The organism is Comamonas sp. B21-038, assembly GCF_022387135.1.
GTDB lineage: Bacteria > Pseudomonadota > Gammaproteobacteria > Burkholderiales > Burkholderiaceae_C > Comamonas > Comamonas sediminis.
Window position 1 is genome coordinate 1,206,123 of sequence record NZ_CP092462.1, and the last position, 11,507, is coordinate 1,217,629.

The 11,507-nt window shown below is 64.2% G+C and carries 10 protein-coding genes; 6 read left to right on the forward strand and 4 right to left on the reverse strand.

Going from position 1 to position 11,507, the window contains the following annotated elements; genetic code table 11:
• Nucleotides 1-12 precede the first annotated feature (12 nt).
• Nucleotides 13-1,449, forward strand: coding sequence for an N-acyl-D-amino-acid deacylase family protein (locus MJ205_RS05405; protein ID WP_239812670.1), 1,437 nt, complete (start codon nt 13-15; stop codon nt 1,447-1,449).
• Entirely contained in the window at nt 1,446-2,378 is a 933-nt protein-coding gene (locus tag MJ205_RS05410; protein WP_239811531.1) for an N-carbamoyl-D-amino-acid hydrolase, read from the forward strand. The genes MJ205_RS05405 and MJ205_RS05410 overlap by 4 nt, the downstream gene beginning before the upstream one ends.
• Nucleotides 2,379-2,384: 6 nt before the next feature.
• Here the strand turns inward: MJ205_RS05410 and MJ205_RS05415 are convergent, their stop codons facing one another.
• The 3 genes from MJ205_RS05415 to MJ205_RS05425 are packed head-to-tail and all read right to left on the reverse strand — an operon-like array spanning nt 2,385 to nt 5,140.
• On the reverse strand, nt 2,385-3,245 hold the full coding sequence (locus MJ205_RS05415; protein WP_239811532.1) for an SDR family NAD(P)-dependent oxidoreductase: 861 nt from the start codon (nt 3,243-3,245) through the stop codon (nt 2,385-2,387).
• A 23-nt stretch (nt 3,246-3,268) separates the two neighbouring features.
• Nucleotides 3,269-4,063, reverse strand: coding sequence for a flavin reductase family protein (locus MJ205_RS05420; protein ID WP_239811533.1), 795 nt, complete (start codon nt 4,061-4,063; stop codon nt 3,269-3,271).
• A gap of 12 nt (nt 4,064-4,075) precedes the next feature.
• On the reverse strand, nt 4,076-5,140 hold the full coding sequence (locus MJ205_RS05425; RefSeq protein ID WP_239811534.1) for an LLM class flavin-dependent oxidoreductase: 1,065 nt from the start codon (nt 5,138-5,140) through the stop codon (nt 4,076-4,078).
• A 104-nt stretch (nt 5,141-5,244) separates the two neighbouring features.
• Between MJ205_RS05425 and MJ205_RS05430 the strand changes: the two genes are divergently transcribed.
• The gene (locus MJ205_RS05430; RefSeq protein WP_239811535.1) at nt 5,245-6,168 is read left to right on the forward strand and encodes a LysR family transcriptional regulator; all 924 of its coding nucleotides are present in this window, start codon (nt 5,245-5,247) and stop codon (nt 6,166-6,168) included.
• A gap of 9 nt (nt 6,169-6,177) precedes the next feature.
• Here the strand turns inward: MJ205_RS05430 and MJ205_RS05435 are convergent, their stop codons facing one another.
• Nucleotides 6,178-7,056, reverse strand: a complete 879-nt coding sequence (locus MJ205_RS05435; protein ID WP_239811536.1) for an SMP-30/gluconolactonase/LRE family protein — start codon at nt 7,054-7,056, stop codon at nt 6,178-6,180.
• Between the two features lie 305 nt (nt 7,057-7,361).
• Here MJ205_RS05435 and MJ205_RS05440 point away from each other — a divergent pair, with 305 nt between their 5' ends.
• Genes MJ205_RS05440 through MJ205_RS05450 form a run of 3 tightly spaced genes read left to right on the forward strand, consistent with a single transcriptional unit; the run spans nt 7,362 to nt 11,507 of the window.
• Nucleotides 7,362-8,132 carry an enoyl-CoA hydratase/isomerase family protein gene (locus tag MJ205_RS05440; RefSeq protein ID WP_239811537.1) on the forward strand — a complete coding sequence of 257 codons (771 nt, stop codon included), beginning with the start codon at nt 7,362-7,364 and terminating at the stop codon, nt 8,130-8,132.
• A 2-nt stretch (nt 8,133-8,134) separates the two neighbouring features.
• The gene (locus tag MJ205_RS05445) at nt 8,135-10,270 is read left to right on the forward strand and encodes an acetate--CoA ligase family protein (protein WP_239811538.1); all 2,136 of its coding nucleotides are present in this window, start codon (nt 8,135-8,137) and stop codon (nt 10,268-10,270) included.
• A 37-nt stretch (nt 10,271-10,307) separates the two neighbouring features.
• Nucleotides 10,308-11,507 (forward strand): acyl-CoA dehydrogenase family protein, encoded by a 1,200-nt coding sequence (locus MJ205_RS05450; protein WP_239811539.1) that lies wholly within the window; start codon nt 10,308-10,310, stop codon nt 11,505-11,507.

Sequence of the window (11,507 nt, forward strand, 5' to 3'; positions counted from 1 at the left end):
TTCAAGAATGCGATGGTGATCGACGGGACTGGCCAACGGGCGTTCAGCGGAGACCTTGCGGTCGATGGGGAGCGGATTGCCCAGGTGGGAGCGGTAGAGGCCCAAGCCGGTGATACCGTTATCGACCTGCAGGGCCTGGCCATTGCACCGGGCTTTATCGATTCACATACCCACGACGACGGCTACTTGTTGGTGCATCCCGACATGGTGCCCAAAGTCTCCCAAGGTATTACGACCGTGGTCACCGGCAACTGTGGCATCAGCCTCGCGCCGCTGGTGCAGCAAAGCCTGCCGCAGCCCCTGGACTTGCTGGGACCTCCCGAGCTGTTTCGCTTTGGGCGTTTTGGGGAGTGGCTGCAGGCCTTGCGAGCGCAGCCTGCGGCGGTGAACGTGGTTCCCTTGGTGGGCCATACGACCTTGCGCGTCAAGGTGATGGGCGACCACCAGCGTGAAGCCACGAATGACGAGTGTGCGCAGATGCGTGACCTGCTGACGGAAGCGCTGGATGAGGGCGCTTTCGGCATCTCGACTGGTACCTTCTATCCGCCGGCACGCCATGCGTCTACCCGTGAGCTGCTGGAAGTCTGCCAGCCGCTGCGAGGCCGCCAGGCCGTGTATGCCACCCATCTGCGGGATGAGGCGGATGACATTGTCCCCGCGATGCAAGAAGCATTGGCGGTGGGGCGCGAGGCGGACTGCCGGGTGGTTTTCTCCCACCACAAACTGGCCGGGGAGCGCAACCACGGCCGGTCGGAGGAGACGCTGGCGCTGATCCGGGAGGCCAGCAGCAAACAGCCCGTTTGTGTGGACTGCCATCCTTATCCCGCCACGTCCACCATGCTGCGGCTCGACCGGGTTCGCCTGGCAAGCCGCTCCATGATCACCTGGTCCAGCGCTTGTCCTGAAGCGAAAGGGCGGGACTTTGCCGACCTGCAGAAGGAATGGGACTTGGACGATGAAGCGCTGCTGGCGCGGCTGTCACCGGCAGGGGCCATCTATTTCTTGATGGACCAGGACGATGTGGACCGCATCTTTGCGTTTCCACTCACGATGGTCGGATCCGATGGCCTGCCTTTTGATCCGCATCCCCATCCACGCCAGTGGGGCACCTTTACCCGTGTGCTGCGGCGCATGGTGCGCGAATGTGGATTGCTGTCGCTGGAGGAAGGCATCCATCGCATGACGGGTCTGGCAGCAGAGCAATACGGGCTGGCGCAACGCGGGCGCTTGGCCCCCGGCTGGTTTGCCGACCTGGTGGTGTTCGATCCTCAGCGTGTGACGGATAAGGCCACCTTTGAAGCGCCAGTGCAGGCCAGCCAGGGCATCGAACAAGTCTGGGTCAATGGCCGCCGGGTGTGGGATGGCCACCAACCTACCGGTGCACGGCCCGGGCAGGTGCTGCGCCGTGCAGCGCCTCAGCAAAACACGCAAAAGGAGTGCGGACAATGACAACACGAAAACTAGGTTTGGCCGTCGCCCAGATGGGGCCGGTGCATTTGTCCGATAGCCGGAGCGCTGTGGTTCAGCGCTTGGTGGCCATGCTGCGCGAGGCCAAGGCCCGTGGCGCTGAGATGGTGGTGTTTCCTGAATTGGCACTGACGACGTTCTTCCCGCGTTACTGGATGGAGGAGGCGGATGCACAAGCGAGATTCTTCGAAGCGCAGATGCCCAACGCGGAGGTACAGCCGCTGTTTGATGCCGCCCGTGAGTTGGGCGTGGGCTTCTATCTGGGCTATGCGGAATTGGCAGAAGACGGGCGACCCTACAACACAGCGGTACTGGTCAACCGGAAGGGAGAAATCACCGGCAAGTACCGAAAGATCCATTTGCCAGGCCATATGGAGCACAAGCCGGAGGCGCCATTCCAGCATCTGGAGAAAAAGTACTTCGATGTGGGCAACCTGGGATTCAGGGTGTTCGAGTCCGAATCCGTGAAGTACGGCATGTGCCTGTGCAACGACCGCCGCTGGCCGGAGACCTACCGCGTGATGGCTTTGCAAAGTGCAGAGGTGGTCATGCTGGGCTACAACACGCCGTCGCTCAATATCCATTGGAATGAGCCGGTGCATTTGCGCACAACCACCCATTTGGTTTCATTGCAGGCCAATGCCTACCAGAATGGAATATGGGTGGCGGCGGCCGCTAAATGCGGTTCGGAAGATGGCCACCACATGATTGGCAGCTCTGTGATCGTTGCTCCCACCGGTGAGATCGTGGCGCGCACGTTGACGGAAGAGGATGAGGTGATTTGCGTCAGCGCCGATCTCTCGCTGGGTGAACATTTCCGCCAGCACGTCTTCAATTTCGCCAAGCACCGCAGGCCTGAGCACTACCGCTTGATTGTGGACCGGGTGGGCGCGGGCGACCCGCTGCCCTGACCGGAATCACCTGTTGCTGACACCTGGACTGGTGGCTTGCTCCAAGCCAGGCTGCGCCTTCCCAGCGCTCCACTCCCCTTGCCCATAAGCCCGAGAAATATGCGTCATCAGCGAATGGCTGAAACCGCCATCGACCACCAGATCGGCGCCATGGATGTAGCTGGCCCGGGGGCTGGCGAGGAAGACCACCGCCTGGGCAAGTTCGTCGATCTGGCCAATGCGGCGCAGCGGTACGACCTGCTCGCGGCGGGCGCGGTCGTCGGGGTTGCGGTAGAAGCGCTCGCTCAGCGGGGTCACAAACAGGCCGGGGCTGACGGTGTTGCAGCGGATGCCTTCCGGGCCCCATTCCAGGCACATTTGCGCAGTCAGCATGCGGATACCTGCTTTGCTCATGCTGTAGCCGCCGCTCAGCGGCTGGGCGTTCTGGGCGGAGATCGAGGCGATGTTGATGATGGCGCGCGGCAGGCTGGCGTCGGAGTGGCGGTGGAAGGCCTGGCCCATGCGCAGGTAGCCGCCCAGGTTGATCTGCAGCTGGCGCTCCCAGACAGCGGGGTCCAGCTCGGCCAGCGGCGCGGCGCTGGTGATGGCGGCGTTGTTGACCAGCACGCTGGGGCCGGCGCCCCAGTGCTGCTGCAGCGTTTGAAAGGCGGCCTCCACGGCAGCGGGCGATGAGACATCGGCGCGGATGGGCAGCAGGCGCCGGGCATCGGGATGGGTGGCGGCGAGCTGCGCCAGCGCATCGCTGTCGTGGTCCAGCACCACCACACGGCAGCCGCTGGCCAGCAGCGCTTGCACGATGCCGGCGCCGAGGCCTTTGGCGCCGCCGGTGACGATGCAGATGCGTTGGTCCAATTGCAACCAGTCCATGTCGTGGGCCCTTCTGGTCTGCATCAGGCCGCCAAGGGCACCAGCTTGTGGGTGCTGGCGTTGAAGTTGACCACCGGGCTCGCGCTGTTGCACGACGACTTGCGGATCTTGCCGACCACCAGCTTGTGTGTGCCCAGGGTGTGGGTGCAGACGATGTCGCATTCCATGCTGGCCAGCGCATCGCTCAGCACGGGCAACTGGTGTTCGCTGCTGTGCCAGCGGCCTTCCTTGAAGCGGGCTTCGCCCTGCGGCTGGCTCAGAAAGCTGGCGATGATCTGGCTGTGTTCCTCACCCAGCACATTGGCCACAAACTTGCCGGTTTGCAGCAAGGTATCGCCCATTGACGAGGCGCTGTGCGCAAAAAAGCCAACCATCGGCGGCTCGGCCGAGATGGAGGTGAGGCTGGAGACGATCATGCCGGCGACATCCTTGCCCTGGCCGGTGGTCACGGCGCTGATGCCCGCGGGCAAGGCGCGCATTGCGGCCTTGAAGTCGGCGACCGAGACGACCTGGTCTTCCGCAGCCAACGTGATATGCGCGCGCACCTGGCCCTGGCCGTTGACCCAGCCGTGCTGCTGCGCATAGGCCAGCATGGCGGCAAAGCCCGTGTCCCATGCGCTGTCTGCAGCCTGGCAGGCCAGAAAGCGCAGCACCTGGGGGAAGAGCCAGACATGGCTGTCGCCGTCGCGCGTGCCAATGCGGGTCAGGGCCTGCGCGAGCTGGGGCTCGGGCTGGGGGTCGATCAGCACATCGAGTGCCCGAAAATTGTGGGCATCCATCAGGCTGATGGAGCCGCAGTTGCTGAGGTGAACGCGCATGGCCCTGTCTCCTCAAGCCAGCGCTACGGCCTGGCCCACTTCTTTTTTCACGGCGGGAATGATCTTGTCGCCCCACAGCTCGATCTGCTTGAGCATGGTCTTCTGGTCGAAGTCGCCCAGCTGGGTCTGCAGTGCAATGTGCTTGGGCTTGAGGATGCTGATCTCTTCGAGCAGCTTGTCGATCACTTCGTTGACCGAGCCGACGGGCAGGTTCTTGCGCAGCTGCTCGAAGGTCGGGTCGGTGTCGGTCGGCACTTCCTTGACCATGTAGCCGTCTTCGGACTGGGCGCGGCGGAACTTGAGGCTCTCCGAGATGCGGCGCTGAAAGCGGGCGCAGTCGAGGTAGGCGTTGATTTCCGATGCATTGTCCGAGGCATAGCCGCAGCGCAGAAAGCCGAACTTCACATCGTTGTCCAGGTCCTTGCCTTCGGCCGTGGCAATGTTCTCCAGCTTGGTGCGCAGGCCGGCAATGGCGTCGTTGCCGTTGAGCAGCGCGGTGACAAACAGATTGTGGCCTTCGCGCACGCCCCGGCCCAGGGTGACCGGGTTGCCCGAGGTGACCCACAGCGGGGGCATCGGGTCTTGCACGCAGCGCACCGCGATGGAGCTGGGGGGGATATTCAGGAACTCGCCCTGGTATTCGAATATTTTTTGCGTGAGGGCCTTGGGAATAATGTCGAGAAACTCGTTGAAGATCGCGCCGGAATTGGCGATCTCGACGCCAAAGCGTTCAAATTCAAATTGCTGGTAGCCCGAGCCCACGCCCAGTTCGAGTCGCCCATTGGACACGGTGTCGACAAAGCCGACCTCGGCCAGGAAGCGGGCCGGGTGGTAGAGTGGCAAAATACACACCGCTGTGCCCAGACGAATGGTTTTGGTTTTCGCAGCTGCATGGGCCACGGTCATTAATGGCGATGGCGACAGCGAATAATTATTGAAATGGTGTTCGGCATACCAGGCGGTATTGAAACCCGCTTGTTCTGCCACCACGGTTTGTTCGATGGAGTTGTTGATAACGTCCTGGGAGCGCTGGTGGTAGCCGCGCTGCTGCGCCAGAATGAATACGCCAAATTCCATGATGTCTCCTTGATGATGGGCAATATGGAATCATTCTAGGGGTGGGGTCAGGAGATCTGTATGCGTGAAATTCGAGATTCAGTACTGCGCAAACTGGAGGAATCATGGACCGTCTGAGAGCGATGGAGCTGTTCCTGTCGGTGTCGCAGACCCGCAGTTTTTCTGAGACGGCGCGGCTGTTTGGCATCTCGGCCACCGCCGTGTCGAGAATGATTACCGAGTTTGAAGACGGGCTGCAGGTCAAGCTCCTGCTGCGCTCCACGCGCCAGGTGTCGCTGACCGAATCGGGACAGGAGTATGCCGCCCAGCTGGAAGGCATTCTCTGGACCATCAACCAGGCGCACACCCGCATCACCGCCATCAGCTCGGCCCCGCAGGGGCGCCTGCGCGTGCACGCCCGCACGATGTTCGGCCAGCGCGTGCTGCCCGGCCTGATCGCCCGCTTCCGCCAGGCCCACCCGGAAATTCTGGTGGAGCTGCTGCTGTCCGAGACCAAGGTGGACCTGGTCAAGAACAATATCGATATTGATTTCAGAATATCGCCGCCGGTCGAGGCGGGGGTCAAACGGCGCATGCTGTTTCACAGCCAGCGCTATTTGGTGGCATCGCCTGCCTATGTCGATAAGATACCTGCCATCCAGAAGCCGGCTGATTTATTGCAGGCGCAATGCCTGGCCTATTATTTGCCGGGCCGGGACCATATCTGGCATTTCAAGAATGATGCGGGCATGGAAGATATCCAATTCTCGCCCCGGCATTTGACCAATAATGGCATTGCGTTGCTGGAATTGGCCAAATTGGGTGAGGGGATTGCACTGCTCGATGATTACACCGTCTATCCCGATTTGGCTGCCGGCCATCTTGTGCGGCTTTTGCCGGATTATGTGGTGAGCAATACCACCTTTGAAGAGGGCATGTTTGCCACGATTGTGGATTCAGCGATTATCCCGGCCAAGGTCAAGCTGTTTTTGGATTTTGTTGCCAGCCAGGTGGCGGGGGAGGCGCAGCGCTTTGCGCTGCCCCAGTGACTGGTCGCTTTAATCGCTCAGGATGCGCGCCTGGGGCTTGGCCAGCCCCCGGTAGCCCAGGCCGGTGATGCGCAGGATGGCGCCGTCCAGTGGGCCGCTGGCGCGCAGGCGGCCGCTGTCCGAGATGCTGGTGACATACAGTTCCGCCAGATCCGGCCCGCCAAAGCAGAGCGCGCTGGGGTGGGCCACCGGCAGGCTGATCAGCTCGCTCAGCGCCCCTTGGGCATCGTAGCGGGCGAGCTGGCCGGTACGCACCATAGCCGTCCAGAGGCCGCCATCGCTGTCCCAGCAGCAGCCATCGGGGGCGGATTGCTGGGGCTGGGTGCTGACGAACAGCTGCTGGTCTTGTGCTTGCCCGCTGCTGATATCAAACGAATAAATGCTTTGCGCGGCGCTGTCGGCAATGAAGAGGCGGCCGTTGTGGGGGTGGATCAGCGGTCCATTGGCAGTTTTGAGGGCGGGGCCTATGCGCGCCAGCTGGCCATCCCGCTCCAACACATAGATGCCGCCCTTGGGCGCTTCGCCTGCTTCCAGATGCAGATGCATGCTGCCGACCAGAAAGCGGCCATCGGGCAGCGCGCAGCCATCGTTCAGGCGCAAATGGGGCAGGTGCTCGTCCAGCTCGGCGAGGGTGTGCAGCTGGCGGCTGGCAGGGTCGTACAGGCCCAGCGCCTCCTTCATCGCGATGACGATCCTGCCATCGGCATTCAGCGCGAACGAGCCGGTGGGCGCTGGCAGCAGGTGCTGCTCGGTCTGGCCGCTGGCCGGACCAATGCGCAGCAGATGGCCGCGCCGGCAGTCCATGGCCCAGAGCTGGCCGGTGGCGGTATCCCAGTTGGGGCATTCACCCAGGGCCAGGCGTTGCGGGATCAGGGGCTGGATATGCATGGGGTGGCTTCAGGTTGGGGCTCCGGGGATGGAGCCGCGCTGCACGTAGGTTGCTGTCCATCATAGGGTTGCCCCAGGGCGCCACTACCCCGGGGAACGCAGAACAGATTCAACCAATCGGGGGGAAATCATTTGCAGGGTTCCTTCCTAGAATCAAACACAGATTCGAAACAGGCGCTCGCCATGAGCGGCCAAGATCCAAGGAGACAACATGCAAGTGATAGCGCCTATTGCGCAGGCTGCGCGCTGCGCCGCCGTCCGCCCCCTGGCTACTGCGGTAGCGGCCCACACCTGGGGAGGCCGCCATGTCTGAGCCCTCCGTTTTGCTGGAAGTCGCCGATGGCGTGGCCCTGGTGACCTTGAACCGCCCACCCGTCAATGCCCTCAACCGGGCGATGCGGCGCGAGCTGGTGGCGATCTTCGATGCCATCTCCGAGCGTGACGATGTGCGCTGCGCGGTGCTGACCGGCGCCGGCTCGGTGTTCTGCGCCGGCGCCGATCTGAAGGACCGCCCCAGCGCTGATGTGCCGGGCGACTTTCTGGAGCACAACCGCATCACCCGCGAAACCGGCAATGCGATCAAGGAATGCGCCAAGCCGGTGATTGCAGCGGTGAATGGCACGGCCCTGGGCGCAGGCATGGGCCTGGCTGCGGCCTGCGACATCCTGTATGCCTCGTCGAACGCCACCTTTGGCATGCCCGAGATCAATGTGGGCCTGGCAGGCGGGGCATCGATGCTCAAGACCTTGCTGGGGCGCTCGACGATGCGCCGCATGTTCTTTACCGGCCAGCGCCTGACGGCCCAGGAGATGCTGCAGCGCAATGTGGTTGAAGAGGTGCTGGCGCCCGAAGCGCTGCTGCCCAAGGCCATGGAGATGGCGCGCGAGATTGCGTCGAAGGCACCGCTGGCGGTGATCTATGCCAAGCGCGCCGCCAACATGGTGGACCTGATGCCCCAGCGCGATGCCTACCGCTTTGAGCAGGAGTTCACGATGGCGCTGGCCAAGACCGACGACGCCAAGGAAGCGCGCATGGCCTTCCTGGAAAAGCGCGCCCCTGTTTTCAAAGGACGCTGAGCATGCTGCAGACCACCCGCCTGCGGCCCGGTGCAGGCCTTGACCCGTTTTTTAGTGCAAGCGCGATTGCCATCATTGGTGCCTCCGACGACCCCACCAAGATTGGTGGGCGGCCGGTCCACCTGCTCCAAAAGCATGGCTTTGCCGGCGCGGTGTTTCCCATCAACCCCAAGGGCGGCAGCATCCAGTCGCTGCCCGCCTATACCAGCGTGCGCGATGTGCCGCAGGTGCCGGAGCTGGCCATCATCGCGGTGCCGGCGGCCATGGCGCCCGCAGCGCTGAGCGAATGTGCTGACAAAGGCGTGCAGGCAGCGATTGTGTTGTCGTCCGGATTCATAGAAGCAGGGGAGGAGGGCGCTGCGCTGCAGCGGCAGCTGAGCCAGATTGCGCGGGAGCGCCAGATCCGCGTGCTGGGCCCCAACTGCCTGGGCGCGGTGGGCATCGAGGAGCGGGTGATTGGCTCGTTCTCGGTCGCGCTGGAAGAGAAGCTGCCCGCCGCAGGCCATGTGGGCATCGTCTCGCAGTCGGGCAACCTGGGCAGCTTCACGATGCAGTCGGTGGTGCGCCGTGGCCTGGGCATCAGCCGCTTTATGGCAACGGGCAACGAGGTGGATGTGGACATTGCCGACGGCATTGCCGCGCTGGCCCGCGACAGCCAGACCCGCATCATCCTGTGCTGCATGGAAACCTGCCGCGATGGCAGCCAGCTGCTGCAGGCATTGGAAGCGGCCCGCGCTGCCGGCAAGGTGGTGGTGGTGCTCAAGATTGGTGCGACCGAGCAAGGCCAGGCGGCTGCCGCCTCGCACACCGGCGCGCTGACCGGATCGAACGCGGTGATCGAAGCGGCGCTGACCCGCGCCGGTGCGCTGACGGTGCAGTCCATCGAAGACATGGTGGAGCTGACGGCGGCGCTGTCGGTGGTGCCGCAGGCACTGCTGCCGCGCAACCGGGGCGTGACCCTGGTGGCGGCATCGGGCGGCTTTGGCGTGATGATGGCCGATGCGATGGTGCAGGCAGGCCTGGACCTGCCCGAGCTGTCGGACGCCACCCGTGCCCGTATCCAGGAAGCCGTGCCGGTGGCCGGCACCCGCAACCCGGTGGATGCGACGGCGCAGATGTCCAGCCGTCCCGATATCTTGTACAAGCTGCTCACCGCTTTGCTGGAAGACGCATCGCGCAGCACCCTGGTGCTGCTGCTGTCGCTGTCCTTGCACAACCCACGTTTGAGCGGTGTGTACCAGGAGGCGCTGGCCCAGATCCGGCGCGACTACCCGGACCGCCTGATCGTGCTGATTGGACAGGGCCCTGCCGAGGTGACCGAGCGCATTGCCAACGCAGGCATTGCGATCTTTCCGACCATTGATGCGGCAGCGCGTGGGCTGGCCGGTATGGTGCGCCTGGGCCAGACGCTGGGCCAGCCGCCAGCCGCGCCCGCTGCCGCGCAGAACTGGGAGGCGCTGGATGCGCAGGTCTTCCGCAACGAGTTCCATGCCAAGGCCTTTTTGGCGCGTGCCGGTGTGCCGGTGACGCAGGAGCAGGTGGTGCAGTCCGCCGATGCAGCGGTGGCCGCTGCCGAGCAGATCGGCTTCCCGGTCGTGTTCAAGATCGTCTCGCCCGACATTGCCCACAAGACCGAAGTCGGTGGCGTTGAGCTCTACATCCGCAGCGCCGCGCAAGCCCGCACGGCCCATGCACAGCTGCTGGCGCGGGTGGCAGAGCGCGCGCCGCAGGCGCAGATCGATGGCGTGCTGGTGGCACCGATGGTGGCTGGCGGTGTCGAGATGATCACTGGCATATCGCATGACGCGGCCTTTGGCCCGGTGGTGATGGTGGGCATGGGCGGCATCTATGCCGAGGTGCTGAAGGATGTGGCGGTGCAGGTGGCACCGGTGACGCAGGCCGAGGCGCTGCAGATGATCGCTTCGCTCAAGCTCTACCCGCTGCTGCAAGGGGTGCGCGGCCAGCCCGCTGCCGATGTGCAGGCCATGGCCGCCACGGTGGCGCGCCTGTCGGAGCTGGCGCTGGCCTATGCCGGCGAGATTGCCGAGATCGACCTGAACCCGGTGCTGGTCCAACCCGCCGGCGAGGGCGTGATTGCGGTCGATGCGCTGATGGTGGCCGCCCCGCCGCAGGCCTGATGCACAGCGCCACGGAGACTTTGATCGGAACTATGCGATGAAACAGGAAGAGACTTTCGCCCGCCCCGATGCCGCATCGGGCCCGGGTGCCTACCGGCAATATGCGCGTGAATGGCTGCACAGCCATTTGCCCGCCCATATGCGCGCCGACAGCGTGGACTACCGCACGCCCAGCCTGGACGAGTGCCGCGACTGGGAAGCGCGCATGTACCAGGCGGGCCTGGCCGGCATGACCTGGCCGGCCGCCTATGGCGGCCATGGCCTGAGCCTGCGCGAGCACCTGGCGGTGAACAAGGAAGTGGGTGCGCTGGCCATGCCCGAGAGCGTCAGCTCGATCGGCAAGGAGCTGGCCGGCCCCATCATCATGGCCGTGGGCACCGAGGCGCAAAAACAGGCCTTTCTGCCCGCGATTCTGGAGATGCGCGAGTACTGGTGCCAGGGCTTTTCCGAGCCCGAGGCCGGATCGGACCTGGCGCGGCTGCGCACCAAGGCCACGCCCGATGGCGATGGCTGGCTGATCCAGGGCCAGAAGATCTGGACCAGCGGCGCTGCCAAGGCCCATTACTGCCTGCTGCTGACCCGCACCGGCACGGTGGCCGACAAGCACCGGGGCCTGCTGATGTTTGCGGTGCCGATGGACACGCCCGGCATTCGCGTGGTGCCGATCCGCTCCATCGACAACAAGCAGTCGTTCGCCGAGGTGTTTTTTGACCAGGTGCGCGTGCCCGATTCGGCCCGCCTGGGCGCTGCCGATGAAGGCTGGAGCGCGGCGATTCGCGTGCTGTCGATCGAGCGTGCCACCAACCGCATGTACCGCGCCTGGCGCTTTGAGTGCGAGCTGCGCCAGCTGGTGCGGGCCTACCAGTCCGAGCCCGCGCTGCGCGCTCGCCTGCAAGAGCCGGGTTTGCGCCAAGCGATTGGCCAGGTGGTCAGCCAGATCGATGGCCTCAAGGGCCTGGTCGAGCGCAGTGTGGAGCAGCTGCAGGCCGGCGAGCCGATTGGTGCGCGCGGATCGCTGACCAAGCTGTACTGGTCCGAATGCCACCAGGCCTTTGCCTCGCTGGCGCTGGCGCTGGTGGCCGATATCAACCCTGGCCACAGCGCACTGGCGCAACGCGCCAAGGCCCATTTCACGCAGGCCTACCTGTTCTCGCGCGCCGAGAGCATCTATGCCGGGACCACCGAAGTGCAGCTGGACGTCATTGCCCAGCGCATTCAACAGCTGACCAAGGACTGA